General features: G+C 59.8%; 28 protein-coding genes. 15 read left to right on the forward strand and 13 right to left on the reverse strand.

Translation table 11 applies throughout. The annotated features are described in order from the left end of the window. Positions 1-55: 55 nt before the first annotated feature. Entirely contained in the window at positions 56-1,576 is a 1,521-nt protein-coding gene (locus JFT86_RS17985; RefSeq protein WP_201237711.1) for an AAA family ATPase, read from the forward strand. A gap of 38 nt (positions 1,577-1,614) precedes the next feature. On the opposite strand, the gene JFT86_RS17990 is transcribed toward JFT86_RS17985, so the two are convergent. Continuing rightward, positions 1,615-2,502: a LysR substrate-binding domain-containing protein gene (locus tag JFT86_RS17990; RefSeq protein WP_201237712.1), complete on the reverse strand. Its 888-nt coding sequence runs from the start codon at positions 2,500-2,502 to the stop codon at positions 1,615-1,617. A gap of 160 nt (positions 2,503-2,662) precedes the next feature. Between JFT86_RS17990 and JFT86_RS17995 the strand changes: the two genes are divergently transcribed. The 3 genes from JFT86_RS17995 to JFT86_RS18005 all read left to right on the forward strand — a co-directional run bounded on the left by JFT86_RS17995 (position 2,663) and on the right by JFT86_RS18005 (position 5,558). Further along, positions 2,663-3,964: an FAD-binding oxidoreductase gene (locus JFT86_RS17995; protein WP_201237713.1), complete on the forward strand. Its 1,302-nt coding sequence runs from the start codon at positions 2,663-2,665 to the stop codon at positions 3,962-3,964. 52 nt (positions 3,965-4,016) lie between these two features. Next, positions 4,017-5,105: a polyamine ABC transporter substrate-binding protein gene (locus JFT86_RS18000; protein WP_201237714.1), complete on the forward strand. Its 1,089-nt coding sequence runs from the start codon at positions 4,017-4,019 to the stop codon at positions 5,103-5,105. A 159-nt stretch (positions 5,106-5,264) separates the two neighbouring features. After that, positions 5,265-5,558 carry a hypothetical protein gene (locus JFT86_RS18005; RefSeq protein ID WP_201237715.1) on the forward strand — a complete coding sequence of 98 codons (294 nt, stop codon included), beginning with the start codon at positions 5,265-5,267 and terminating at the stop codon, positions 5,556-5,558. On the opposite strand, the gene JFT86_RS18010 is transcribed toward JFT86_RS18005, so the two are convergent. Further along, the gene (locus tag JFT86_RS18010) at positions 5,559-7,202 is read right to left on the reverse strand and encodes a diguanylate cyclase (RefSeq protein WP_201237716.1); all 1,644 of its coding nucleotides are present in this window, start codon (positions 7,200-7,202) and stop codon (positions 5,559-5,561) included. Positions 7,203-7,470: 268 nt separating this feature from the next. Further along, the gene (locus JFT86_RS18015; RefSeq protein WP_201237717.1) at positions 7,471-8,037 is read right to left on the reverse strand and encodes a chorismate mutase; all 567 of its coding nucleotides are present in this window, start codon (positions 8,035-8,037) and stop codon (positions 7,471-7,473) included. A 160-nt stretch (positions 8,038-8,197) separates the two neighbouring features. On the opposite strand from JFT86_RS18015, the gene JFT86_RS18020 reads away from it, so the two are divergent. Further along, positions 8,198-9,556: an MATE family efflux transporter gene (locus tag JFT86_RS18020; RefSeq protein WP_201237718.1), complete on the forward strand. Its 1,359-nt coding sequence runs from the start codon at positions 8,198-8,200 to the stop codon at positions 9,554-9,556. 81 nt (positions 9,557-9,637) lie between these two features. Then, entirely contained in the window at positions 9,638-10,195 is a 558-nt protein-coding gene (locus JFT86_RS18025; protein WP_201237719.1) for a YceI family protein, read from the forward strand. Between the two features lie 15 nt (positions 10,196-10,210). On the opposite strand, the gene JFT86_RS18030 is transcribed toward JFT86_RS18025, so the two are convergent. Together JFT86_RS18030 and JFT86_RS18035 are read right to left on the reverse strand one after the other, a co-directional pair. Continuing rightward, complete coding sequence (locus tag JFT86_RS18030; protein WP_103306739.1) at positions 10,211-10,423, reverse strand: YXWGXW repeat-containing protein; 213 nt, start codon at positions 10,421-10,423, stop codon at positions 10,211-10,213. 42 nt (positions 10,424-10,465) lie between these two features. After that, positions 10,466-10,789 carry a YXWGXW repeat-containing protein gene (locus JFT86_RS18035; protein WP_103306738.1) on the reverse strand — a complete coding sequence of 108 codons (324 nt, stop codon included), beginning with the start codon at positions 10,787-10,789 and terminating at the stop codon, positions 10,466-10,468. Between the two features lie 219 nt (positions 10,790-11,008). Between JFT86_RS18035 and JFT86_RS18040 the strand changes: the two genes are divergently transcribed. Then, positions 11,009-11,695, forward strand: a complete 687-nt coding sequence (locus tag JFT86_RS18040; RefSeq protein WP_201237720.1) for a GNAT family N-acetyltransferase — start codon at positions 11,009-11,011, stop codon at positions 11,693-11,695. Positions 11,696-11,911: 216 nt separating this feature from the next. On the opposite strand, the gene JFT86_RS18045 is transcribed toward JFT86_RS18040, so the two are convergent. After that, entirely contained in the window at positions 11,912-12,550 is a 639-nt protein-coding gene (locus JFT86_RS18045; RefSeq protein ID WP_201232919.1) for a TetR/AcrR family transcriptional regulator, read from the reverse strand. 85 nt (positions 12,551-12,635) lie between these two features. Between JFT86_RS18045 and JFT86_RS18050 the strand changes: the two genes are divergently transcribed. After that, a complete protein-coding gene (locus JFT86_RS18050) occupies positions 12,636-13,223 on the forward strand; it encodes an NAD(P)H-dependent oxidoreductase (protein ID WP_201232918.1) in 588 nt (195 codons plus the stop codon). A gap of 46 nt (positions 13,224-13,269) precedes the next feature. Here the strand turns inward: JFT86_RS18050 and JFT86_RS18055 are convergent, their stop codons facing one another. Then, the gene (locus JFT86_RS18055) at positions 13,270-14,388 is read right to left on the reverse strand and encodes a P1 family peptidase (protein WP_201237721.1); all 1,119 of its coding nucleotides are present in this window, start codon (positions 14,386-14,388) and stop codon (positions 13,270-13,272) included. Positions 14,389-14,496: 108 nt separating this feature from the next. Next, positions 14,497-15,600, reverse strand: a complete 1,104-nt coding sequence (locus JFT86_RS18060) for a polyamine ABC transporter substrate-binding protein (RefSeq protein ID WP_201232916.1) — start codon at positions 15,598-15,600, stop codon at positions 14,497-14,499. 110 nt (positions 15,601-15,710) lie between these two features. Between JFT86_RS18060 and JFT86_RS18065 the strand changes: the two genes are divergently transcribed. Further along, complete coding sequence (locus JFT86_RS18065) at positions 15,711-16,493, forward strand: helix-turn-helix transcriptional regulator (protein WP_201237722.1); 783 nt, start codon at positions 15,711-15,713, stop codon at positions 16,491-16,493. Between the two features lie 14 nt (positions 16,494-16,507). Here the strand turns inward: JFT86_RS18065 and JFT86_RS18070 are convergent, their stop codons facing one another. Further along, entirely contained in the window at positions 16,508-17,449 is a 942-nt protein-coding gene (locus JFT86_RS18070; RefSeq protein WP_201237723.1) for a class I SAM-dependent methyltransferase, read from the reverse strand. 199 nt (positions 17,450-17,648) lie between these two features. Between JFT86_RS18070 and JFT86_RS18075 the strand changes: the two genes are divergently transcribed. Together JFT86_RS18075 and JFT86_RS18080 are read left to right on the forward strand one after the other, a co-directional pair. Beyond that, on the forward strand, positions 17,649-18,062 hold the full coding sequence (locus JFT86_RS18075; RefSeq protein ID WP_201237724.1) for a response regulator: 414 nt from the start codon (positions 17,649-17,651) through the stop codon (positions 18,060-18,062). Between the two features lie 56 nt (positions 18,063-18,118). Beyond that, positions 18,119-18,787, forward strand: a complete 669-nt coding sequence (locus JFT86_RS18080) for an HAD-IA family hydrolase (protein WP_201237725.1) — start codon at positions 18,119-18,121, stop codon at positions 18,785-18,787. 120 nt (positions 18,788-18,907) lie between these two features. On the opposite strand, the gene JFT86_RS18085 is transcribed toward JFT86_RS18080, so the two are convergent. Beyond that, complete coding sequence (locus tag JFT86_RS18085) at positions 18,908-19,567, reverse strand: isoprenylcysteine carboxylmethyltransferase family protein (protein WP_201237726.1); 660 nt, start codon at positions 19,565-19,567, stop codon at positions 18,908-18,910. A gap of 98 nt (positions 19,568-19,665) precedes the next feature. Next, positions 19,666-20,607, reverse strand: a complete 942-nt coding sequence (locus tag JFT86_RS18090) for a LysR substrate-binding domain-containing protein (RefSeq protein WP_201237727.1) — start codon at positions 20,605-20,607, stop codon at positions 19,666-19,668. Between the two features lie 112 nt (positions 20,608-20,719). On the opposite strand from JFT86_RS18090, the gene JFT86_RS18095 reads away from it, so the two are divergent. From JFT86_RS18095 to JFT86_RS18105, 3 genes are read left to right on the forward strand one after another with little or no spacing between them, the layout of a single operon-like run. After that, positions 20,720-21,742: an aldo/keto reductase gene (locus tag JFT86_RS18095; protein WP_201237728.1), complete on the forward strand. Its 1,023-nt coding sequence runs from the start codon at positions 20,720-20,722 to the stop codon at positions 21,740-21,742. After that, on the forward strand, positions 21,739-22,536 hold the full coding sequence (locus JFT86_RS18100) for an SDR family oxidoreductase (protein ID WP_201237729.1): 798 nt from the start codon (positions 21,739-21,741) through the stop codon (positions 22,534-22,536). Before JFT86_RS18095 ends, JFT86_RS18100 begins: the two co-directional genes overlap by 4 nt. Before the next feature lie 20 nt (positions 22,537-22,556). Then, positions 22,557-22,967, forward strand: coding sequence for an SRPBCC family protein (locus JFT86_RS18105; protein ID WP_201237730.1), 411 nt, complete (start codon positions 22,557-22,559; stop codon positions 22,965-22,967). A 130-nt stretch (positions 22,968-23,097) separates the two neighbouring features. Here the strand turns inward: JFT86_RS18105 and JFT86_RS18110 are convergent, their stop codons facing one another. After that, the gene (locus tag JFT86_RS18110; protein WP_201237731.1) at positions 23,098-24,492 is read right to left on the reverse strand and encodes a HAMP domain-containing sensor histidine kinase; all 1,395 of its coding nucleotides are present in this window, start codon (positions 24,490-24,492) and stop codon (positions 23,098-23,100) included. Beyond that, the gene (locus tag JFT86_RS18115; RefSeq protein WP_042559723.1) at positions 24,470-25,153 is read right to left on the reverse strand and encodes a response regulator transcription factor; all 684 of its coding nucleotides are present in this window, start codon (positions 25,151-25,153) and stop codon (positions 24,470-24,472) included. Before JFT86_RS18115 ends, JFT86_RS18110 begins: the two co-directional genes overlap by 23 nt. Before the next feature lie 306 nt (positions 25,154-25,459). On the opposite strand from JFT86_RS18115, the gene JFT86_RS18120 reads away from it, so the two are divergent. Next, positions 25,460-26,401, forward strand: coding sequence for a hypothetical protein (locus tag JFT86_RS18120; protein ID WP_201237732.1), 942 nt, complete (start codon positions 25,460-25,462; stop codon positions 26,399-26,401). The last annotated feature ends 140 nt before the right edge of the window (positions 26,402-26,541 follow it).

The following is a 26,541-nucleotide window of genomic DNA, read 5'->3' on the forward strand; positions in this document are numbered from 1 at the left end:
CGTCCGGCCCAAGCCGCCCAAAGGGAATTCCGGTACACAACAACACATTGATGTCATGGAACGCATCGACCTGACTGACATCAATCTCTTCATAGGCAGTAACGGTGCGGGTAAATCTACAGTCATCGACATGGTCAGGGCGCTGGCCTCTCCTCAACTATTGCCCAGCCTTTATACCGAGAATGCTTTTTCAGGCGTTTTTTCTGGATTCTCCGTTTCTTTTGACAAGATTGATTACTCATACAAGTTTGAGCCCGTCGGCCCTCACTATGACTCGGTGATGTGCCAAATGCTGAGTCGAACAAACCGTAAGAAAGACTCTGCGCAAATAAAAAAAGAAAAAATTCCCCGTGTTCTCGCTGCCGGCCAGAGCATTCAAACGCCTCCGGCAAAGGGCGTCGTTGTCAGGTATCTGCACGGTGGTGGCACGCTCCCTGTCGATGCCGATGCAATGCTGTTGTTGAATGATCTGGGGCCAATGTTGACCGGTGCGGTCGACTGGAATACCTACAAGGGCAGATTGCCCCCACCAAAGAACGGCGGCGCGCTGCAAAAGAAGGATGCGCAAACCCTTAACGTCTTTCTGGCTGACAGCGCTGCTGATGAGTTGCCGCTTTCGCCACACAGCTTATCCGTGGAGTCTTTTCCCTCGGGTTGGAAGGCTTACGCGGCGGTGCTGAAATGGCTCAAGGACGTTCCGCGAGGCGGGATCGCCTTGCTTGAAGAGCCCGAATCGCATCTGCATCCGCACTTTCAACGTTTACTGTTTACAGTGATGACGAAGCTGGTCAAGGCAAGAAAGCTGCAACTGTTGATGAGCACGCATTCTTCTGCGCTGATCAACGCGGCGGCGGAATTGAATGGCAAACCATCGGTAAAAATATTTCAGATGCATGATGGCCACATTCAATCGGCCAACATTGGCAAAGTGCTCGATCAACTGGGCTATCGCGCTTCGGATCTGCTTCAGGCCAACAGTGTGATCTGGGTGGAAGGTCCTTCCGATCGCATTTACCTCAACTGGTGGATTCGCCATAAGCGCAAGGATTTCATCGAGGGTGTTCATTACTCGATCATGTTTTATGGTGGGCGTTTGTTCAGTCATCTCTCCGCTGAGACGGAGCCACTGGCTGACCTGATCAAGTTGAAAAAACTCAACCGCCACTCCGCCATCATGTTTGACAGCGATAAAGAGGCTCCCCACGTCAAGCTCAACCCCACCAAGGAGCGACTAAAAAAGGAGTTTTCCGGAACGACGGAAGAACCGGGTTTTGCCTGGGTGACCGAAGGTCGTGAAATTGAAAACTATCTCGACGAAACGCAATTCAAAAAAAGCCTGAAGGCTCAGCACAAACATCTGCACAGGTATTCCGCCACAGGCATTTGGGAGAACTGGCTCAAATATGAAATTGCGAAACCGGCGCCCAATGCAAAATCGACGGATCTCAAGCGCAGTGGAGATAAAGTGGCCGTGGCGAACCGATATATCAAAAAGTGGAAAGTGGATCTCAAAGTGCTGGATCTGGACAGGCAGTTAACGCTGCTGTGCGAATTTATCGACCGAGCGAACCGTTGAAGTAACGTTTCATGCCGATTGCCAAGAGGCGGTGCAGGTTATACCGCCTCGACTCGGGCATGGCTCGCGAACCATTGCAGGACTGTTGTGCAGGCAGGATGCCCCGCCGCCGAAGACAGCAGGCACATTGCGTAAACTCCGCCGGTCTTCAATGGCTCACCAAACGGCACCACCAACACCCCACGCTCGATCGACTCCGCCGCGAGCGTCATGTCCGTCACCGCCACGCCCAAGCCCCGCGCCGCCGCATCCAGTGCCAACTCATCCAGGTTGAACGGGATGTGCCGGTAATCTTCCAGTGGTTTTCCGCCATTTGCTCCCAGCCATTCGATCCAGGCCTGCCGGTCCGCCGATCGATGCAGCAGGGCAAAGCGCAACAGTTCGTCTACCGAGCGTGGCGCGTTTGTCAGGTTGGGTGAACACACCGGCACCAGCATTTCCTCGAACAGCGTCAGGCAATCCGCATCACTCGATGGCTGCGGCAGATAGAGAATGTACGCATCACTGTCGTTGCCTGGCTCGACGACCTCAGTGGCGACGGTTTCGATCGCCAGCGAAATCTCTGGATGACTCAGATAGAACTCACTGAGTTTCGGCAGCAGCCAACGCACCGCCAGCGACACGTGCATGCGTATGCGAAACGGACGCTTCTGCGGGGCGAGGCGTTCTTCGAGGGTTTTCAGTTGTTCAAGGATGCTGCGGGCGCTGGCCAGCACCTGTTCGCCCTCCGGAGTCAGACGCAGGTTACGGCTGGTCCTGATGAACAGCGCGACGTTGAAGTGGCTTTCCAGTTGCTGGATCTGCCGGCTCACAGCGCTTTGGGTCAGGCACAACGTCTGCGCAGCACTGGTGAAGCTGCCGCAGCGGGCCACTTCGACCAAGGCTTGCATGGCTTGCAGAGAGGGAACGTGGCGAATGTTATCCATGCGTTTTCAGAATGGCTCGATGATTTTATAGCGTTGGTCGGGCATGCGAAGACCTAATAGATTCTAGTTCTGGCGGTGATCTTCTCAAGTTGGCCATGCGATTCACGCATGTCATCGATTCAGACGCAAGCCGCAGAACGATAGTCGAAAGAGGTGGTGCATGGAAAACGTATGTGGCTGGATCGCGCAGGCCGGAAGTTCACCGGAACGCGGTCGCCTGAGTGGCGTGCAAAAAGCCGACTGGCTGGTGATTGGCGGCGGGATCACCGGTCTCAGCGCCGCGCACACCCTGGCCGAAATGCACCCTCAAGCGCGCATCGTGGTGGTTGATCGACAACGGGCAGCACAAGGTGCTTCGGCGCGTAACTCGGGTTTTGTCGTGGCTCACGAACATCCGGCGCACGACGAGCTGATCGGCGCTCAGGGCTTTGCCGGGTTTGAAGTCGACACAATGATTTCCCGTGCCGCCAGCGAAGAAGTACGCCAGCGCATCGCTCGCCATGCTATCGACTGCGACTTTCGTGACAGCGGCTATTACTTCGTGGTCAGCGACCGGGCCAAGCTCGATCATGTCGACGCCAAACTGGCGACGTTGCGCGCCCTCGGTGCCCGTGCGGAGTTTGTGCAAGGCGCGGCACTTGCGCAGAAACTCGGTACCCGCCATTACGAAGCGGCAATCTGGTGCGGCCATGGCAACGCGTTGCTGCAACCGGCCCAATACGTGAAAGGTTTGCTCAACGCATTGCCGGGCAACATTACCGTTTACGAAAACACTGACATCACCGGTATCGAGCGCCTGAGCCAGGGACGGCTGCGAGCCAATGCGGTGGATGGCAGCATCGAAACCAAGCAGATTCTGGTGTGCCTGAACGCGTTCATTCCGCGGGTCGGAATCGCCGACAGCGCCACGTTCCCGATGGAACTCAGCGCCAGCCTCACGCGCCCCCTCAGCGATCAGGAATTTCAGGCCATCGGTGCAGGAGAACCCTGGGGCGTGCTGTCGACCCGACCTCTCGGTGCCACGGTGCGGCTGACCCCGGATCGTCGGGTGATGATCCGCAACACCGCCGAATACCGCACGCGAGACCTGGCCAACCGCGAACTCGCGATACGCCGGCAACACCATGTTCGTGGCTTGCAGCGGCGTTTTCCGTTTCTCGGCGAGCAAGATATTCAATACACCTGGACCGGCCATTTAAGCGCAAGTCGCAGTGGTCAGGCGTTTTTCGACCGGGTCGAGGAGGGCGTGTTTGCCGTGGCCGGCTGCAATGGTTCGGGCGTAGCGCGCGGGACTCTGTGGGGACGGTTGCTGGCGGAACTGGCGTCTGGCGTTGACTCGCCGCTGCTGCAATCGGTGATGCAACGGGCCGAGCCCGGTTGGCTGCCACCGCGACCGTTCTTTGACATCGGTGCCATCCTTCGCATGCGCGTGGAGGCGGTCAGGGCCAGAACAGAGATCTGAAATTCCCGCAAATCGCACAAGAACAAAAGCCACTCAATACAGGTGATAGAACATGCGCATCCAGCCACTTTCCCTGGCGGTCATACTCGCTGCCGGTTCGGCGACCGCTCACGCCGATGAAACGGTCAACATTTCCAACTGGAACAGTTACATCGCGCCAGACACCCTGGTCAACTTCACCCAGACCACGGGTATCAAGACCACTTACGACATCCACGACAGTAATGAAGTGCTGGAGTCAAAGTTGATGACCGGCAATACCGGTTACGACGTCGTCAGCCCTTCGAACCACTTTCTGTCGCGGCTGATCAAGGCCGGGGCGATTCAGAAACTGGACAAGTCGCAACTGCCGAACTGGAAAAACCTCGACCCGCTGTTGATGCAGAAACTTGAAGTCAACGACCCCGGCAACCAGTACGGCTATCCCTACATGTGGGGCACCGCCGGCATCGGTTACAACGTCGAGAAGATCAAGGCGATTTTCGGCAATACCGATGTCACGCACTCGTGGAAGCTGCTGTTCGATGAGCAGAACATCAAGAAGCTGAGCCAGTGCGGTGTGGCGTTCATTGATAACCCGACCCAGGTATTGCCGATTACCCTCAACTACCTGGGCCTGCCGCCGCACAGCCACGACCCGGCAGACTACAAAAAGGCCGAGCAGGCCTTGTTGAAAATTCGCCCGTACATCCAGTACTTCCACGCGTCGAAATACATCAGTGATCTGGCCAACGGCAATGTCTGCGCGGTGATCGGCTTCAACGGCGATATCGTCCAGGCAGCGGCCAGTGCCAGGGAAGCGAAAAATGCTATCGATATCGCTTATTCGATCCCGGACGAAGGCACGACCTTGTGGTTCGACATGATGGTCATGCCCAAAAGCGCGCCCCATGAAAAGAATGGCTACGCCTACATGAACTATCTGCTTGAACCCAAGGTGATCGCCAACATCAGCAACAGCATTCACTACGCCAACCCCAATGCGGCGGCCAATGAGTTTCTGAGTCCCGAGGTAAAAGAGGATGCGGCGATTTACCCGCCGAAAAGCGTGATGGAAAAGTTGTTCACCGTAGAAGAGCTGCCGGCGACGATTGCACGGCTGACCACGCGGTTGTGGACCAAACTCAAAACCAACACCTGATCGACACCCCTGTAGGAGTTGCCGCAGGCTGCGATCTTTTGATGTCTAGTTACTGAAAATCAAAAGATCGCAGCCTGCGGCAGCTCCTAGATTGGTGTAATCCGGCATTCTGGGCTATTGCTGAAGGCTTGGCACATCGTCTGAATCAAGGAGTACAGGGTGAAATCTCTGATGTTTGCATTGCCTCTGTTGTTCGCTGCCGGGATGGCCCACGCCGCTATTCCACAATTCAACGCCACATGCCCCGGCAAGATCGAAGTGCACGCCGATAAAGGCGGGCCGATCTACATCAACGGCAAGCAGGGCACGTTGAAGAAGTTCAACGAGAACTACTTCGAAGCCAAAGGCGCGGGCGTGACCATTTCCCTGAGCATCAATCCCGATGGTTCGCCAGCGGTGTCGTATACCGGGAAGAAAAAGGCCAACGGCATCTGCGAAGTTAAGCAGGGCTGATCACGCCACCTGATTGCGCCCCGCAGCTTTCGCTTGATAGAGCTGCTGGTCGGCGCGCTTGATCAGCGTCATCTGGTTATTGTCCGCTGGATCTGTCAGGCCGATGCCGATGCTCACCGTCACATGACCGACGGTGGGGAAGTGCGCATCGGCGACCGCCGAGCGGATTTTCTCGGCGACCACCTCCGGGGTGTCCGGCTTGGCGATTTCCGGCAGCAGTACCGCGAACTCTTCACCGCCGTAGCGTGCGACGAAATCGGTAGTGCGCAGGCTGGTCTCAATCAATTGCGCCAACCGTTGCAGCACTTCATCGCCCACCGCATGTCCGTGACTGTCGTTGATGCGTTTGAAGTGGTCGGCGTCGATCAGCAGCAGGGCAAACGGCCGTCCCGTACGGCGTGACAGCAAACTGTATTCGGTTAGTTTTTCGTCGAAACGACGACGGTTGAAGACACCGGTCAAGGCATCGTGAGTCGCCAGACTGAGCAGTTCGGCGTTGGCCTGCATGAGGGCGGCGGTGCGTTGGGCTACCGTGGCTTCCAGCGAGGTGTTGGCCTCCTGCAGTTCGCGTTCCTTGGTTAGCAGCGATTGCGTCATCGCATCGATCGACTGGCCGAGCTGGGCGATTTCCCGTACCGGATGGTGTAACGGAAAGTGCGCGCCGGGCTGGTTGTCCTGCACCTGTTTGGCGGAACGCGCCAGTTGCTCGATCGGGCGACTCAGGTACAGCGCCAGATAATACGCGACGAGGCCGAACACCAGTGCTGCGAAGACGCCCAGCAACAGCAGCTTATAAAGCAGCAGACGTGCCGGTTGAAGTGCGGTTTCCAGTGGTTGCCGCACGGCGATCGACCACGACAGTGCCGTACTCGAAGGTGTTGGCACTGTGACCATACTGGTCAGATAGCCGTTTCCCACTGACCAGCCCGGCGACGTCGAACCGTTCGCGGTCAACTGCTGGCCCATCAAGGCTTCCGGGTACAGCACTTTACCGTCGTGATCGATGATCAGCGCTTCGATATCCGGCGAGGTATTTTTGTGCGAAAACGCCGCCGACTCGACGATCCGTGTCACCCAACTCCAGTGCGCATGGGCGCCCAATACACCGATGACCTGACCTTCTGCGTTATGGATCGGTGCGGCGAAATCGATGAAGCGCAGCGGTTCGCCGTTGGGCAACCCCGGCAGCAATTTGGCCAGCAACACCGCTTCGTGGGGATCACCGGTGTATTCGCCGCGCACACCGGCCTGAAACCACGGACGCGCCTGCACCGACTGACCGACCAGCAAACCATTGACCGCCTGATGCACTTTGCCTTCGGCATCGGTCACGCCCATCCACGCATACTCGGCACGCGCCTGCGTGCGCAGTTGCATGGACTTCAGAATCGCCGGGTTGTCCAGATCGCCGCGTTCCAGATGCGGCGCCCGACTAAGCAGATAAACCTCCAGCTGCCGCTCGCGCAATTGCTCACCCAGCAATGTTGCTGCCGATCGCGCGGTATTCAGCAATGCATTGCCGCTGGCCTGTTTCATCTGTTCGGTGGCGATATGGCCGACGTAGAACCCGACGCTTAATAACGTCAGCAGTGACAAACCGGCAAACCAAAGGGTCAGGTGGCTACGCAGACTGGCTTTGAGCATGGGCGGGCAAATTCTGTTTTGGAGTTGTGGCCGCATGGTATGCGTAATCGGCGGTGTGCTGCCAGTCGGCCGATTCGGTCAGTCGCTGTCGGACGTTTCAGTGGTACTCGGTCTTGGTGTCAACTTCTCTGACGGTTGTGCTGGAATACCGCAGGCACAAAAACAGCACATGAAAAAGCCCGGCTGATCAGGCCGGGTTTCCCAGACCCGCAGTATGGCTCCTGTAGGCGCTGCCGCAGGCTGCGATCTTTTGACCTTCACCCCACACTCAAAGCCCCGCCCGAACACACAACTCGCCAGTCGCACGGACCAACGCCAACTCATGCAACGCATCACGTGTCAGGCCGTTACGAGCCTCAGCCAGCCACGCCGAGCAATTCGGATCATGACGATATGGCGCAAAGTCCGCGTACTGTTGCAGGAGCCGGTTTTGCAGTTCATCCAGACGCGGACGAATCTGCTTGCCCAGATCCGGGCGCGGCGTGTCCGGTGCCTTGCCGGCCGCTTGCCATTGCGCGAGCAAACCGTACTGCACCAGTTTATTGGCCTCCATCTGCGCAGCGAGCAACGGCGCCACCTCGTCCGGATCAAGCTTGCGCTCAGCCGCCAGTGCGCGTGCGTTGGCGATGACTTGCGCCTCACGCGGGCTGTCCTGAATCGGCTTGCCACTGTCCCATTTGGTCAACGCGACGAGATCGCCGATGTTCAGGCGTTCGTTCAGTGTCATCAATAGCGGCTTCAGGGATTGAGGTGGCACGGGGGGCGTGGCGGCCTGGACGCAAGTGGCCGACAGGATGAAGAGGGTGCAGGTCAGCAGGTTTGGAAAGTGGGGCATGAACCGAGCCTCGATGGAAGATTTCTGGAAGGCGGGGTGTTTATCACAACCCGGAAAGGCAACCGAGAATAAACAACCTTAAATGTTAATTGCACCTCGCCCCCAACTCACCGAAGCTATCCTTCATCAAGCCCCCGCCGTCGAGATGGACCTCAAGTCAATGCAAACCCCCGCCGCCATCAAACCCCTCTGGCAAACCTACCTGCTGTTTCTGGCGCCGATGGTGTTGTCCAATTTCCTGCAATCAATGTCAGGCACGATCAACAGCATCTACATCGGCCAGATGCTGGGTACGCAAGCGTTGGCGGCGGTATCTGGCATGTTCCCGATCGTGTTTTTCTTTATTGCACTGGTGATCGGCCTCGGCGCGGGCGCGGGCGTGCTGATCGGTCAGGCGTGGGGCGCTCGCGAGCCGCACATGGTCAAGGCGATTGCCGGGGCGACGCTGTTGCTGGGGGTGTTGATCGGTCTGGTGGCGGCGGTGCTGGGCAGTGTGTTTGCGCGGCAGGCGTTGACCGGGTTGGGCACGCCGGCGGATGTGCTCGACGATGCGGTGGCGTATGCCCATGTGATGATGTGGATTTTGCCGTCGTTGCTGGTGTTCGTGCTGTTCACGCAGTTGCTGCGCGGCGTGAGTGACACGCTGTCGCCATTGCTGGCGCTGATGGTGTCGACCTGTGTCGGGCTGGCGCTGACACCGGCGTTGATTCGTGGCTGGTTCGGTTTGCCGCAGTTGGGGATTCAGAGCGCCGCGTATGCAGGGCTGGCGGGTAACCTGGCGGCGATGGCGTGGCTGGCGTGGCGGCTGATTCGCAAGGGCCATCCGCTGGCGCCGGACCGGGAGTTCTTTGCGGCGCTGCGGCTCGACGGCGCGATCCTCGGCAAGGTATTGCGCATCGGTCTGCCGACCGGCGTGCAGATGATTGTGCTGTCACTGTCGGAGCTGGTGATTCTGGCGCTGGTCAACCAGCACGGATCGCAAGCGACAGCGGCCTATGGCGCAGTGACGCAGATCGTCAATTATGTGCAGTTCCCGGCGTTGTCGATTGCGATTACCGCGTCGATCCTCGGCGCACAGGCCATTGGCGCCGGGCGACTGGAGCGGATGGGACCGATCCTGCGCACCGGCCTGTTGATCAATGTGTGCCTGACCGGCGGCCTGATTGTGCTGGGTTATCTGTTGTCGCACTGGCTGCTCGGGTTGTTCCTGACCGACGCTTCGACCCGGGCGATGGCCGAGCATTTGTTGCACATCATGCTGTGGAGCCTGTTGGTGTTCGGCTTCCAGGCGATCATCGGCGGGATCATGCGCGCCAGTGGCACAGTGCTGGTGCCGGTCGCGATTGCGATCATCTGTGTGGTCGGCGTGCAGTTGCCGGCGGCGTATTGGCTGGACGGTCAGTTTGGTTTGCAAGGGGTGTGGATGGCGTTCCCGGTGGCGTACCTCGGAATGCTGATATTGCAGACCTTGTATTACAAACTGGTCTGGCAGCATCAGAAAATCGAACGTCTGGTTTGATTCGCGTGGGGTGGCGTAACGGCGGGTTGTTTGCTTAAGTCAAACGAGTCCCTCGACGGCAAGCGCTGCCCGGAGAATCCCATGTCGATCCGATTGCTGCTGGCTGCCGCGTTTTGCTTGTGCGCCATGCCTGCCGCACAGGCTGTCGAATACACCCGGGTCAACACCACCGCCAGTCAGATCAGTTTCACCTACGACCAGATGGGCTCGCGGATGTACGGCACGTTCGGCAAGTTTGAGGCGACGCTGGATTTCGATACCGACAATCTCTCCAGCGCTCACACGACTTTGCACATCGACCTCAGCAGCATTGATGCTGGCAGTGAAGACGCCAATACCGAGTTGGTGAAACCGGCGTGGTTCGACACGGAGAAATATCCGGTGGCGGTGTTCGAATCGAACCGGTTCACGCAAGTCTCAGAAAATCACTTCCTGATCTCTGGGCAGCTCTCGCTCAAGGGCATCACTCGCGAGGTGCAGGTCCCAGTAGAGCTGAAGCCGGACAACGCCATCGGGATTTTCGACGGTGAACTGGTGCTCAAGCGCGACGAGTTTGGTCTGGGCGCTGGGGAGTGGGCGGACACCGTGGTGTCGAAAGACATCGCCATCAAGTTCAAAGTGGTGGCGCCACAGCAGTGACGCCCCACGCTCGGATCAATAGGCGCGCCAGTGCCCCGGCACCCAGCGCCATTGATTACCGCCCCAGCGGTAGTGACCGGCGACCCAGTGATAACCCGGCGCCGGCATCACCGGCACGACTTCAACCGGCGGCGGCGGGCGATGCGGGCGAGCCGGTGCGACGACGCAACCGCTCAGGGTGATGGCCACCAGTGTGGCCGCGAGCAGTGATTTAACCGTTTTCGACATGGTGATGTTCCCGGAAAGTGACGTTTGCAGGCAGGCGTGTGATCAACGCACCCAGTGCCCTTCAACCCAGAACCAGTTCGGCCCGCGTGCCTGCCAGTGTCCGGGTTTCCAGCGGGCGCCGTGTCTCACCGGCTGCCAGTGCCCGGGCATCCATACGTAGCCTCGACCTTCCCAGCGCCAATGGCCCTGATCCCAGACATATCCGGGACGCGGCCCCGGCATCACTTCCATGCGCATCGGCGGTGGTGCTTGCTGGACGATCACCACTTGTTGCGCAAACACTGGCGCGCTGGCCAGCGCCGCCAGCGTCAACGGCACCAGCAGCAAGGTTTTTCGCCATTTGGACAGCGAACGCAAAACGCTCATGACAACTCCTCAAGGCCTGCGTTGGAAAATTAACGCAGCTGAAGAATTGGACGCTGAAACGGCGAAAGATCCCGCTGGCAACGGATGAAATTTTTGTCAGGAATTCGGCTTGGGTTTTCGCGGGCGACAAACAGTCGTCGGCTGTTCATTCAGCACAAATACAGGCTGATCCGGCCTACAAGGTATGATGTCGCGGTTTTCCGCCGGAGTTCACCCACCATGCCCCGCATCACCCACTACAAAACCCCATGCCCCGAAGGCGTCAACAGCCAGATTCTGCAAATGGTCGTCGACTACCTGACCGACATCAGTGCGGTGGGACTCGGCCCGAGCAACCTGCTGTACAACGTCTATCAGTACGCGGTGGGCTATGAGGTGCATCTGTATCTGGAAGCGTTGAACGGCGAGAAGGGCACCGAGGTGGAACTGCTGGTCGCCACCGACGAAGACGATCCCGAGCAAGTGATCGGGTTCTTGCTGTATTTGCCGGTGCAGGGCGATTGGGAAGCCTGCAGCGTCGCCTACATGGCAGTGCGCGAAGGGCATCGGCGGCAAGGTGTGGCGCGCGCGATGATTGGCGAAATGCTCGGGCATTACCCGCACGCCGAGCTGGCCTGCACGGTCGGTAAAGTCCCGTATTTCGAGGCGCTAGGATTTGAAGTGATCGGCCAGCGTGAAACCCAGGTGCTGATGAGTACGCGGCATCACCGCAGCAATGGCTTGCGTGGATTTATCGACACTACGCCGATCTACCGTTCGCTGGAGGTGCAGCAGATTCATACCTATCTGCTGCAGAAGAACGGCAAGCGCGCCATGCTCGACGCCGAGAAACAGCGTGATCGGCATCTCGATCAAACCACCCGTCATACCGGGGAGTTCGTCCGTCAACGGCTCACCGTTCACTGATCAAGGCCAAACCCTTGTCGCCGAATTCAGCTGATTTGCGCAGACAAAAAAAGAGCCTCAAAGCTCTTTGATGGGGAGGAAGTAGAGCCCGTGAGGCTCAAGAGGGGCATGAATCAAGGCGCGGGCTTGATTGGGGTTCAGAGCACCCGCGCCTACGCGGGGCTTGATGAGCAAAGCCGCCGCGCCACTCCATCCTAGGAGTGTGCCGGGGTGGCCTCAAGTACCGCCAGTCGCGCGGGCGGCGGCTCTTTCGACCATCGCCATGATGGTTTCATACAGCTCGTCACTGGCCTGTCCGGCGCTGATTTCGTCGTTGGCTGCGGCGTGGGACAAGGCTTCCGCAGCGCCGAGCATCGCGCGCAAAGCCGCTTGAGTGATCTGCCCGCCGTTGGCATAGGGCACCAGATCGTTGCGGCATTTTTCGAGGAAGATCGCCTCGTACTCACGCTTGATCTTCTCCAGTTCCGGAGTACTCGCCAGCGCGGCGATGACGCCGGGAATCTCGTTGCCTTGCAGCAACACACAATCGACGTACGCCTTGGCGATCACTGACGCGGTGCTGATCAACGTCGGCTCGCAATTGGCGATGGCGGCGTCCATGACCAGTGTCTGACGCGCATCGAAATCCCGGTACAGCGCCGCCAGCAATCCGGCGCGAGTGACAAAGTGGTCGTAAACCACCGGTTTGGTCACGCCAGCCTTTTCTGCCAGATAGCCGAGGGTCAGGGCGTCAGTGCCTTCGGCGCGAATGATCTGCCAGGCGATGTCGAGCAACTGGCGCAATCGATCTTCACGCGACAGGCGTTTGCGCGGTTGGGCGGGGGAATTCTGTTCGGACATTTCAGTGGTTGACATCGTTATATACCAAACGTAACTTACTGTTAGTAACTTACCAAGAGTATATAAGCCTTGTCAGGCAATCACCAACAGGAGATTCCACATGCACACGTTGATTGTTGTCGCGCATCACGATCCTCGCTCATTGACCCATGGCGTGGCAGCGCAGATCGCCGAAGGTCTGACGCAAGCCGATCCGGACAATACCTTTGAGATCGCCGACCTTTACGCCGAAGGGTTCGAACCGCGTTTCGGCGCCGCCGATTTTGCCGTGCATCACCGCGAGGCACAGCCGCCCGCCGATGTGCTGGCGGAGCAGGCGCGAATCGACCGCGCCGACACGCTGGTGCTGGTGTATCCGGTGTACTGGTGGTCGATGCCGGCCCTGCTCAAAGGCTGGATCGATCGGGTCTTCAGCAATGGCTGGGCGTTCGATTTCAGCGGCGACCTCAAGCATGTGAAGCTGCTGCAGCGTATGCGCGTGCACTTGGTCCAGCTCGCCGGGGCGGATGCGCGCACCTACGAGCGCCATGGCTATGGCGCGGCGATGAAGGCGCAGATCGAACACGGGATTTTCGATTACAGCGGGGCGACGGTGCTGAGTTCGACGTTGCTGCCGGAGTCGGAGTTGCGTGATCCCGCACAGCAACTGAGTGTCGCCCGCGAACTCGGCACCCAAATGGCCAGATAACCCGTGTAGGAGCTGCCGAAGGCTGCTCCTACAGGTGGAGCGTCTATTAGCGCGAGCCCGGCCATCCGGCCTTGGCGAGGGCGGCGAGCAGGGTGTCGGCGTCCAGTCCCGGTACCGAGTGACCATTGCCTGCGGTGCTGTCGCTGGCAAGCAAGGCATTGATGATCGCTTCTTCAACCGCCTCGGTGGCCGCCAGAAACAACTCGCTAATGTGGTCGTTGTTGACCATGCGCAAGCCATCACAGGTCGGCGCGCCCTTGCCCTCATAGGCCGCTGGCGGCACATGATCGTTACCGGTGGCGAAGGCGATGAAGATGTCGCCGCTGTGGTCTTCATTGCCACCACCGGTTCGCGCCAGGCCGAGGCTGGCGCGCTGCGCCAGACGCGTGCATTGGTGCGGCAACAGCGGCGCGTCGGTAGCCAGACAGACCACGATCGAGCCCATGCCCGGATGCGGTAGCGAGGCACGTAGAAACGGTGAATCAACCTGCTCCATGTAACGCCCGACCGGGTAGCCGTCGACCCGCAACTCACTGCGAATGCCGTGGTTGGCCTGCACGATCGCACCCACGGTCCAGCCACCTTGTGCACGGCTCAATTGGCGCGATGCGGTGCCGATGCCACCCTTGAACTCATGGCAGATCATGCCGCTGCCACCGCCGACGGCGCCTTCCTCCACCGGGCCGTCGACAGCGTTGTGCAGGGCTTGGGCGACATGCTCGGGCCGGACGTGAAAGCCGTTGATGTCGTTGAGCAATCCGTCGAAAGTTTCCAGCACCACTGGCATGTTCCAGTAGAGGCGGCCGTCGTCGGGTTGCTGCTGGCGATCCAGTGCAATCAGTGCATCACGCACCACGCCGAGGCTGTGGGTATTGGTGAAGGCAATCGGACTGGTCAGCAGTCCGGCCTCGCGAATCCACTCAAGTCCGGTGGCATCGCCGTTGCCGTTGAGCACATGCACACCGGCGAAGCACGGTTGCTGGTTGGTCGAGCCCTGGCGGGGTTCGATCAGGGTGACGCCAGTGCAGATGTCACGGCCGGCACTGCTCAGGCCACGCACATTGCTGTGACCGACCCGGACGCCGGGCACGTCGGTGATGGCGTTGAGCGGGCCGGTTGGCAGTTGGCCGATGCGGATGTTCAGATCTCGGGCGCGGGGTTTCATGGATGGTTGTCTCTCTCTTAAGGCAGAAGAAGTTCTCGGGCAACGGACAGTTTCTGTGGCGAGGGAGCAAGCTCCCTCGCCACAAAAGCTTCTTTGAGTTCTATGGGATTACTGGCCGTTTTTGACTTTGCTCCACACCCGCGTACGCACGCGCTCGGTGGCTTTGGGCAACGGTTCAAGGGTGTACAACGTGGCCATCGCTGCGGCGGAGGGATAAACCGCCGGGTTGTCCCGGGTAGCCTCAGCCACCAGCGGCGTGGCCGCGCGATTGCCGTTCGGATACGACAGATGATCACTGACCGGCGCGATCACCTCGGGGCGCAACAGGTAATCGATGAACGCCAGCCCTTGAGTCCGATTCGGCGCATCCTTGAGCAGCACCAGCGTGTCGAACCACACCGGCGCACCTTCCTTCGGCAGGCTGTAGGCGATCTTCACGCCGTTGTTGGCCTGCTCGGCATTGGTCTTGGCTTCAAGCATCGCCCCTGACCAGCCGACCGCCACGCAAATGTTGCCGTTGGACAGGTCACTGATGAATTTCGAGGAATTGAAATAGGCAATGTGCGGGCGCAGTTTCAGCAGCAGCGCTTCGGCTTTTTTATAGTCTTCGGGATCGGTGCTGTTCGGTGGCAGCCCCAGATAATGCAAGGCAACCGGAAGCATCTCCGAGGGCGAATCCAGCATCGCCACGCCGCACTGGCCGAGCTTGGCGAGGTTCTTTTCGTCGAACACCAGATCCCAGGAATCCACCGGTGCCTTGTCGCCCAATGCTGCGCGCACCTTGTCGACGTTGTAGCCGATGCCGTTGGTGCCCCACAGGTAGGGCACGGCGTATTGATTGCCGGGATCGTTGTTGGCCAGTTTGCTCAGCAGATCGTTGTCGAGGTTCTTCCAGCCCGGCAGTTGATCGCGCGGCAGCGGGGCGAGGGCGCCCGCCTTGATCAGCGTTGGCAGGCTGTAGTTGCTCGCCACCACCACGTCGTAACCACTGCGGCTGGTCATCAGTTTGCCTTCAAGCACCTCGGCACTGTCGAAGGTGTCGTAGACCGGTTGAATACCACTGTCGCGCTGAAAGTCGTGCAGCGTGTTCGGGCCGATGTAGTCGTACCAGTTGTAGACGTGCACGCTCGGCGCATCGGCGGCGCCGGCGGCAGATACCACGCCCAGACAGGCGAGCAGGCCCAAGTTGATATAGCCACGATGACCACGCATGATGCGGCACTCCTGGCCTGTGCAGGCCGGTGATGAACAGGAGTGGTCAGCCTATCGGGCTGATCTTGCCGGACCCATTCCCATCATGGGTTACTCAAAAGGGGTAGTGCGTGGACGCCTTGTTGCAGGAATTGCCAATGCATCAAAGCCTGGCGCGAGTGTTTTCCGTTGTCGGGCAGGACGGTTTCTGGCGCGCACTGGTGGACACCTTGCGACTGCTGGTGCCGCTGGATAACGCGCTGGTGGCGTTGCTGAGGTCCGGCCAGGCGCCGCAATTGTTGATTGATTTCGACAGTAAGGGTCGCGCCGACGAACAGGAAGAGCTGGCGGATTACACCGCGGGGATGTACTTGCTCGATCCGTTTTATCAAGCCGCCTCGACTGGCATCAACGACGGCTTGCACAGCCTGGCCTCGGTGGCACCGGACCAGTTCCTGCACAGCGAGTACTACCAGAGTTATTTTCGTTCGGTGGTGGGGGAGGACGAAATGCAGTTCATGATCAACGTCGAAGGCGGCGTGCTCGGGTTGTCACTGGGCCGATCGACGACGTTCGAATTGGCCGAGCAGGGGCGACTGTTTTGCGTGCGCGATTGGGTGCTGGCGGCGATGCGTCGGCACGTGCAGTTGTTGCCGCCGCAAGGTCCGATTGCCGAAGTGGTTGCCGGCGATCTGGCGACGTTGCTCGATCGCTTCGATGCGCGGCTGACGGTGCGCGAGGTCGACACGGCGCGGCTGATTCTGCAAGGGTTTTCCAGCAAGGCGATGGCCCAGCAAATGGGGATTTCGCCGGAGACCGTCAAAGTCCATCGGCGCAATCTCTATCACAAGCTCAACGTCAACGGGCATGGCGAATTGTTTGCGCTGGTCCTGAGACCAGCACAAATCCTGTAGGGGATTTTGGTAGGTCAGTGGGTGCGCTGGAAGATCAGGGCCTTGAGGCCGCTTTCCGGATCGATGTCGGGAAATTCCGGCGGGTTTTCCAGGCGCTGATCAAAGCGCAAACCCGGCGCTTCCTGCGTCACGCCATCGATCAGGAAGTCCGAGCCGAACGCCGGATCATTCATGCACGCCAGCACCACGCCGTCAGCCGTCAGCAATTCCGGCAACCGCCGCAGCACGCGCTGGTAGTCCTTGGTCAGCAGGAAACTGCCTTTCTGAAACGACGGCGGATCGATGATCACCAGGTCATACGGGCCGCTGTTGATCACCTTGCCCCACGACTTGAACAGGTCGTGGCCGAGGAAGCTGACTTTGCTCAGGTCATGCCCGTTCAGCCGATGGTTATCGCGGCCACGGCTCAAGGCCGCGCGGGACATGTCGAGATTAACCACATGGCTGGCGCCGCCTTCGATGGCGGCCACGGAAAAGCCGCAGGTGTAGGCGAACAGGTTCAATACACGCTTGCCCGCGGCTTGCTCGCGTACCCAGTTGCGCCCGTAACGCATGTCGAGAAACAGCCCGGCGTTCTGCTTGCGACCCAGATCCACCCGGTACTGCAAGCCGCCCTCGACGATGGTCATTTCGTCGATCTCGGCGCCGACCAGCCATTCGGCGGTGCTTTGCGGCAGATAGCGATGCTGGATCAACAGCGTATGCGCGCCGCACTGCTGCCACTCGGCCGACCCGCTGATATCGAGCAACAAATGCTTGAGGTCTTCAAGCTGTTCAGGCGCCGGTTCCTTGAACAGCGACACCAGCACCACGCCTTGCAGCCAATCCACGGTCAATTGCTCCAGGCCCGGCCAGCAACGCCCGCGCCCGTGGAACAGGCGGCGGGTTTCGCTCGGTGCCGCCGCGAGCGCGGGCAGCAAATGGGCGTGGAGGGTGGCGAGGGCTTCAGGGTTCATCGGTCACGATCGGCAAGCAAAAGGGCCAACATTTTAACCACAAATGCACCCGTGCGAACGTCTGTCGCGACCGGGTAAATCCGTCGTTTGAGAAAAGACCTGTATCAAAAATGAATTTCTGCAAAGTCCGCTGCTCATACCAGATAAGCAGCGGATTCAAGCCGCTAAATCGTTAATGCAAATCAGGGAGTGCAGTTTCATGTGCCCAACACCGACGGCGGACACGCACCTTCCTGACGGGTTGATTCTGGTGGTTGAGGATGATCCGTTGATTCTGGAGTTTCTCTGCGAAATTCTTCAGGAGGAAGGTTTCAAGGTCGAGCCGCAAACCAGCGCTGACGCTGCATCGATCTATCTTGAGCATCACGCGCAGCAAGTCGCGTTGCTGCTGACCGATATCACCATGCCCGGCACCCTCAATGGCGCTGATCTGGCCAATCTGGTCGGTGATCGCTGGCCGGAAAAACCGGTGATGGTGATGTCCGGCTATGAAACGCCGGAGACGTCCGGGGTCAAGCATCCGGTGGCGTTTATCAAAAAGCCCTGGGCCATCGGCCAGTTGCTCGATTGCGTCGACAGCGCGTTCAAGTCCAAGGCACCGCGTTTGCACTGACAAGTGCTACATTGCCGGGCACATTTGCCCGGCCCCTTGCCAGAGGAAGCGACTCTTTGTCTGCTCACGATTGTGTTTTCGACCGCGCGTTCGGCGCGTTTTTGTTCGACATGGACGGCACCGTCCTCAATTCCATCGCCGCCGCCGAGCGCATCTGGTCCGCCTGGGCCGTGCATCACGGGGTAGACGTCGAGTCGTTTCTGCCGACCATTCATGGTGCGCGTGCCATCGATACCATCAATCGCCTGAACCTGCCGGGCGTGGATGCCGAGGCGCAAGCCGCGTTCATCACCGAAGCAGAAATCGGTGATGTTGAAGGCATCGTCGAGATTCCTGGCGCGGCGGCGTTTCTCAACAGTTTGCCCGCCGAGCGCTGGGCCATGGTCACTTCGGCACCGCGCGATCTGGCCTTGCGCCGGATGGCCGCAGCGGGCATTCCGACACCCGCGGTGATGATCACGGCCGAGGATGTGAAGGCCGGCAAACCTGATCCGGCCGGTTACCTGCTTGCCGCCAAGCGCCTGGGACTTGAACCCCGCGATTGCCTGATCTTCGAAGACGCCACCGTCGGCATACAAGCCGCCGAAGCCGCTGGCGCCGCGCTGATGATCATCACCACAACGCACCAGCACCCGCTGCAAACGTCACATGCGACATTGGCCAGTTACGCTGACATCCGCGTCGCAGTCGATAGCAACGGCCAACTCCACCTCGATCGCAGCTGACACAACACAATCCCTTGTAGGAGTGAGCCTGCTCGCGATAGCGGTGTGTCAGACACACATTTTTGACTGACACACCGCTATCGCGAGCAGGCTCACTCCTACAGTGACGGTGTTCGCAAATCAGTAAACACCGGGGAGCAAGCGCCAACTCCGCGCGCAGTAGGCGTCGTATTCGGCGCCAAACTGGCCGCGCAGCAAGGCTTCTTCGGAATGAATCCGGGCGATCAGCGGGATCAATGTCAGCGCCGCCAGCAGCAAGCCGATCACCGACCGAAACGCCAGCGCCCAGCCCACGGCATTGACCACCAGCCCCAGGTAACTCGGATTGCGCAGGTGCTGGTAGATACCGTCAGTGACCAGTCGATGCCCCGGCTGAATCGCTACCAACCCGCTGAAACGCCGCCCCAGCACAAACACCGGCCACAAGCGCAACGCCCCGCCGACGATAAACAGCCACGCGCCGAGCCAGCGCATCCCCTCGCCGCCAAACGTCCAGACATTCACCCGATCGCAATACGCCGGCAGGAAACCACTGACCAGGCCAATCACGCCGAACGCCGGAATCACCCAGCGATTGGCGCGATCTTCGCGCTCGCCGGAGCTCAGGTTGACCTCGGTAAACAACGATGCCACCACCATGGCCACCGTCGCGAGCGCGACCATCACCAGCGAACCGTGGGAGAAAAATATCGCCACGCCGCCGATACCCCATACCGCCAGGCCCAGGTAGGCGAGGGTGGCGAGTATCGCGACGACGGTCATTTGCGCAGACATTTTCATGGTCAGCTCATCGCACAGGCTGTTCCTTGCAGTGTAGTGCGTGACCGACGATCAGGCGCCGGCCCTTGTGGGTGGGGCTTGCTCCCGAATGCGCGGGATCAGTCGACAGTGATGCTGGAGGTGGCAATGCCTTCGCGAGCAAGCCCGCTGCCACGGGGGAAGGGGTCGGTGAGGACTTTTCTGAAGGTTTCGACCAGCGGCCGCAAATTGATCCGGTGCCAGGCTGCCCACAACGGCGTGGTAAACGTCAGCCACGGCACCTCGCGCAAGACCACGCCCGGTGGCGCGTTATGACTCAGGCCTTTCTGGATCATTGCAATGCCCAATCCCGAGGCCACCAGCCCCAGCGCAGTAAACGGCTCGGTCGCCTGCATGCGCACATCCGGGGTGAACCCTGCGCGGATGCAGGCGCTGACGAATTCGTCGCTGGCATCCTGCCGGGGCTGCACGCCGATCCATTCCTGACCGGCCAGATCCTGCGGGCTCAATGATGTCGCGTGGGCCAGCGGATGCTGCTCGGGCAACGCCAGCAACATCGGATCGTCCAGCACTTGAAAGCCGAGCAGGTCCGGATCGTCATCGGTCGGCGGCTCGCTCACCAAGGCGATATCGAGACTACGCTGTCGCAGGCCTTCCAGTTGTTCGGCGGAACTGAGGTTGTACAGCGCGACATGCACATTGGGTCGATCCACCCGCAATACGCGCAAGGCATTGGGCAGCACGCCGGCGTGCATGGCGTTCTCGATATAGCCGATGCACAACCCGCCTTCCTCACCCCGACCCAGGCGCTTGCCCAGGGATTCGAGGCGATTGGCGTGCGTCAGCAAGGCGCGGGTCTCGGCGAGGAAAGTCTGGCCATCGCGGGTCAAGCGAATGCGCTGCTGGCTGCGTTCGAACAGTGTCAACCCAAGCCGTTCTTCAAGTTGGGCGATCTGCCGGCTCAGAGGCGACTGGGAAATATGCAAGCGTTCGGCTGCACGGCCGACGTGCTCTTCTTCGGCGACGGCGACGAAGTAGCGCAATTGGCGGATGTCGATCATGTCAGACCTCTGGGGACTCAAGTGCTGCGTATTATGTCTTGGACGGTCTCGGCGTCGCAATCTAGGATTTGCTCAACGGTCACGCAGACCACGAACGAATGAGGACAATCCAATGAGCTTGAAAGACAAACTGCCCGGTCAACTGGGTTTCGGCACCGCGCCACTGGGCAATATGTTCCGCGCCATTCCCGAAGACGAAGCGCAGGCCACCGTGCATGCCGCGTGGGATGCCGGCGTGCGTTATTTCGACACCGCGCCGTTCTATGGCTCGGGCCTGTCGGAGATCCGCCTCGGTGAAGCGCTGAAACAATACAACCGCGACGACTATGTACTGAGCAGCAAGGTCGGCCGGGTGATTCTCGATGAAGTGGAAGACGCGGCGGCCCGCGACCTCGGCGAAAAGAGCGGGGTGTTTGAGCATGGCCGCCCGAACAAGATCGTCAACGACTACAGCGCCGACGCGACCCTGCGCTCCATCGAAGACAGCCTCAAGCGTTTGCAAACCGATCGCCTCGACATTGTCTGGGTGCACGACATCGCTCAGGACTTCTACGGTGATCAATGGCTGGAGTACTTCAACCAGGCCCGCACTGGCGCGTTCAAAGTGCTGACGCGTCTGCGCGAAGAAGGCGTGATCAAGGGCTGGGGTCTGGGTGTCAACAAAGTGGAACCGTGCGAACTGACCCTCGACCTGACTGAAGCGCAACCCGATGGCTTCCTGCTCGCCGGTCGCTACACATTGCTCGACCACGAGCGTCCGTTGCAGCGTTTGATGGAATCGGCACGGGCGCAAAATGTCGAAATCGTCGTCGGTGGCCCGTACAGCTCCGGGATTCTGGCCGGTGGTGCGCACTTCGAATACCAGAAGGCCAGCCCTGAAGTCATCGCCAAAGTCGGGCAGATCCAGCGTATCGCCGCTACTTTTAACGTCGATGTAAAAGCCGCCGCACTGCAATTCTCACTGGCCAACCCAGCGGTCGCCGCCGTGATCCCCGGCGCGAGCAAACCGGGACGCATTGCCGAAGACGTCGCTGCACTGTCGGCAACCATTCCAGCCGGTTTCTGGCAGGCCATGCGTGACGCAAAACTGGTCTCCGAACGCGCACCATTACCCATCGATGAGGTGAAAGCATGAAGATTGATCTGAGTGGAAAACTGGCCATCGTCAGCGGCAGCACAGCCGGTATCGGTCTGGGCATCAGCCAGTCGCTGGCCGAGTCCGGCGCCACGGTGGTGGTGATCGGCCGCGACACGGCCAAGGTCGAGCAGGCACTGGCGAGCATTCGCGAGAAAGTGCCGGGCGCACAGTTGCGCGGTCTGACTGCCGATCTGGGCACCGCCGAAGGTGCGCAGAAACTGTTCGCCGCCGAGCCGAAAGCCGACATCCTGGTGAACAACCTCGGCATCTACAACAACGTCGATTTCTTTGAAGCACCCGACGAGGAATGGACGCGCTTCTATGAAGTCAACGTGATCTCCGGCGTGCGCCTGTCTCGGCATTACGTGCCGGGAATGGTCGAGCAGGGTTGGGGACGGGTGATCTTCCTGTCTTCGGAATCCGGCGTGGCAACTCCGGCCGACATGATCAACTACGGCGTGACCAAAAGCGCCAATCTGGCGGTGTCCCACGGTCTGGCCAAACGTCTGGCGGGCACCGGCGTCACGGTCAATTCGATCCTGCCGGGGCCGACCTTCACCGACGGTGTCGAGGCGATGCTCAAGGACGCCGCCGCCGAGTCTGGCCGCAGCCTGCGTGACGAGGCTGATGCCTTTGTGCGCCGGGCCCGGCCGACCTCGATCATCCAGCGCGTGGCGGATGTCGAAGAGGTTGCGCATCTGGTGACCTACATTGCTTCGCCGCTGTCCTCGGCCACCACCGGCGCCGCTTTGCGCGTCGATGGCGGCGTGGTCGACAGCCTGACCATTTGAGTATTTGAAGAGAGATTTTTATGGCAACTGCATCCGCAACAATCGACATCCCGGCCTCGGCCGATCAGGTCTGGCAATTGATCGGCGGCTTCAACACGCTGCCGGACTGGCTACCGTTCATTCCCAACAGCGAACTGAGTGACGGCGGCCGCGTACGCACATTGCAAACCGCCGATGGCGGCGTGGTGATCGAGCGTCTGCAAGCGTTCGACAACGCAGCAAAGAGCTACAGCTATTCAATTGAACAGGCACCGTTCCCGGCCACTGATTATCTGGCGACGATCAAGGTTGAAGCTAAGGGGCAGGGCGCACGGGTGACCTGGTCGGGACGTTTCACGGCCAAAGGCGTGAGCGATGAGGAAGTGGTGGCGTTGTTCAACGGCATCTACCAGGGCGGCCTCGAAGCGCTGCGCGCCAATTACCCGGCCTGAAGAACACCACGATCAAATGTAGGAGTGAGCCTGCTCGCGATGGCGTCTTTTCAGTCGATATTGTCGTTGACTGATACACCGCTATCGCGAGCAGGCTCACTCCTACAGGGGTTGTATTCCAAGTTAGGGATCAGGTGTTAGAGATCAAACGCTGCTGACAATCCAGCACCAGTTTCGCCCCACCCAGGTCACTGCTGTCCACCTCAAGATTGAAGCCATGCAGGCTGACAATCGCCGCGACAATCGACAACCCCAGCCCAAACCCGCCGTGCGGCTGTCCGCCCTCGGCCCGATAGAAACGCTGAAACACGGCTTCACGCTCTGACTCGGGAATGCCCGGCCCGGAGTCGTGCACTTCAATACGCGTATGACCACCGGCATTCACCCCGCGCAAGATCACCGTGCCCCCGGCCGGGGTGAACTTGATCGAGTTGCTCAGCAGATTCGCCAGTGCCTCGAACAGCAAGGCCCGATCGCCATTGAGCGGCGGCAATGTCTCCGGCATGTTCAGCTCGAAACGCAACTCGCCTTCCTCGGCCAGCGGCAGGTAAAACTCGTGCAGTTCCTGTAGCAACAACACCGGATCCAGCTCGACAAACCCCGAGCGGCGCTGGCGATCTTCCAACTCTGAAATCCGCAACAACCCGCGAAACCGCGCCATCAGCGTATCCGCCTCGGCCAGCACCAGATCCAGTTGCGCCGCCTCCTGCGAGCCTTCGCCCGCCTGCTGCTGCATGCGATACAACTGCGCACGCAGACGGGTCAGCGGTGTGCGCAAGTCATGGGCGATGTTGTCACAGACGCCTTTGACTTCATTCATCAAACGCTCGATGCGTTCGAGCATGGCGTTGACGATGGCGGCGAGCATGTCCAGTTCATCGCGGCGATTGGACAGTGGCAAACGGTGAGTCAGGTCGCCGGCGACAATCGACTGCGCACTCGCCTGAATCGCGCGGATGCGCCGCAACGGCCGGCGCCGCAGCAAATGCCATCCGGCGATCCCCGGCAGAATCGTCAGCGAAACGCCCCAGAACAGCGCATGCAAAATGATCCGTGTCACCGCGAACAGGGAACCGTTGTCACGCAGCAACACCAGCCAGCGACCGTCGCGGGTCTGCGTGGCGACGGCGTCGCAGCTGTCATTGGGCAAGGTCGGGTCATCGGAGTTGGCGCAGTCGGCGAGCATGTGGATCTTGCCGTCCAGCGGCAGGCCATCGGGGATCTGCTGGAGCGCGCCGCCGAGGTAAACGCCCTCGGCATCGAACAGGCCATAGGCGTCGATGCCGCGAATGTCGAAGGTCATGCTGGCGGCGAGGGCTTCTTCCAGTTGCTCGCCACGAAAGTGCGAAAACAGATGCTGACGTTGCATCAGCGAATGCTTGGCGAGGTTATCGAGGTAGCCGGAGACCTCGTAATACATGACCCCCATGAGGATCGCGCTCCAGGCCACAAACAACGAACTGTACAGCGCCAGCAAACGGCTGCTGGAGGAACGCCAACCGTCAGACGGGTTCGGCAATGACATAACCCGAGCCTCGTACCGTGCGAATCAGCGGCACGTTGCCCGCCGCGTCGATCTTCTTGCGCAGGCGCCCGATGTGCACATCGATCAGGTTGGTGCCGGGGTCGAAGTGATAGCCCCAGACCTCTTCGAAAATCATCATCCGCGAGAGGATCTGGCCGCTGTTGCGCATGAGGAATTCCAGCAGCTTGTACTCGGTCGGCAGCAGCGTCAGCACCTGCTCGGCGCGGCGTGCTTCATGGCTGATCAAGTCCAGTTGCAGATCGGCTACCTGCAACGTGGTGGCCTGGGTCGCGCCGCTGTTCTGCCGGCGCAGCAACACTTCAACGCGCGCGGCCATCTCGTCGGTGGCGAAGGGTTTGGTCAGGTAATCATCGCCGCCTGCACGCAAGCCGCGTACGCGCTCGTCGACATCGGAAAGGGCGCTGATCATCAGGATCGGCGTGGCCACGCCCATGGTGCGCAGGGTGGTGACGATGGCCAGACCGTCCAGCTCCGGCAACATACGGTCGAGGGTGATCAGGTCGTAATTGCCGCTCACGGCGCGGTCGAGGCCTTCGCGGCCATTGTCGACCCAATCCACGTCGAGGCCGTGGCTGCTCAGTTCGGCGACGATTTCCCGGGCGGTCACGGCGTCGTCTTCGATGGTCAAAATACGCGTCATAGGGCTGGCCTTGATCGGTTCAAACGGAATGGCAGCATTTTGCCAAGAAATTTCCGTGACGCTTTAAATTAACTTTCATGTTGTCCTGTCACAAACACAATCGCAGGTCGTGGGCGATTGTATAGGCCAATGCAGAAAACCCGCTGTAAAACGCCTCTTGTTGCAATTTGCAATGTCCTAGGAAGTTCATCTTTTCTAAATGATTGAAAAATAACGATTTATTTAATGTTGGCAAATGGCACGGTCACTGCAATTCATCTTTCGACGAGTTGTAACACCATTTTTCATGCCTGGAGCACTACAACAATGAATAGATCCTCTGATGGGTTTTATCCTGCCTACGAAGGAGAGTCGAGCAACGTCTCAGGCGTGTCCTGGGGCGCGATCTTCGCCGGTGCCGCGGCTGCTGCGGCGTTGTCGATGATTCTGGTGTTGCTCGGCTTCGGTCTGGGTTTTTCTGCCGTTTCGCCATGGGCCGGGGAGGGCGTCAGCGCCAAGGGTCTGGGCATTTCGACGATTGTCTGGCTGGCGGCGACGCAGATCATCGCTTCCGGGCTGGGTGGTTACATCGCCGGTCGCCTGCGGGTGAAATGGGCGAACATGCACGGGGATGAAGTGTATTTCCGTGATACCGCGCATGGCTTCCTCGCCTGGTGTGTAGCAACTCTGGTCACCGCGATTCTGGTCGTCGGTTCGGTCAGCAGCGTCATCAGCGGTGGCGTTCAGGCCGGTGCCAGTGTTGCCGGCGGTGCAGCGAGCGCCGTCACCCAAATGGCCGGTTCCGCTGCGGCGAACACCGACAGCAACCAATACGGTTACTTTATCGACAGCCTGTTCCGCGATGACCGCCCGGCGTCCGTCAGCGATGACGCGGCCCATGGTGCAGTGGCGCGGATCTTCGCGCAGAGCCTGGCCAACGGTCAGCTCAGCGCTGAAGACCGGACCTATCTCGCACAACTGGTCGCGCAACGTACCAACCTGAGCCAGGCCGATGCCGAACGTCGTGTCGACGAAGTGTACGCCCGCACTCAGAAAGCCATTGCCGACGCCAAGCTGAAAGCCCAACAAGCGGCTGACACCGCTGCGAAAGTCGCTGCCTGGACCTCGCTGTGGATGTTCATTGCGCTGCTGGCCGGTGCGTTCTTCGCCAGCCTCGCAGCCACCTTCGGCGGTCGTCGTCGCGATGCGGTCGAGTATGTCGAAGTCGAAACGTACGCCACTTCCACCACACTGCCTCCAGTCCGTTAAACAGGGAGAATCACCATGCGCTCATTACTGCTGTTTTTCCTCGGCGTGCCGATCCCGATCATCATTCTGATCGCCCTGTTCGTGCACTGATTGCTCTATTGAGGCCTATGCCTCGGCCGCTTCCACCTTCGGGTGGAAGC

Origin of the sequence: Pseudomonas sp. TH06 (assembly GCF_016651305.1) — a bacterium.
Lineage (GTDB): Bacteria > Pseudomonadota > Gammaproteobacteria > Pseudomonadales > Pseudomonadaceae > Aquipseudomonas.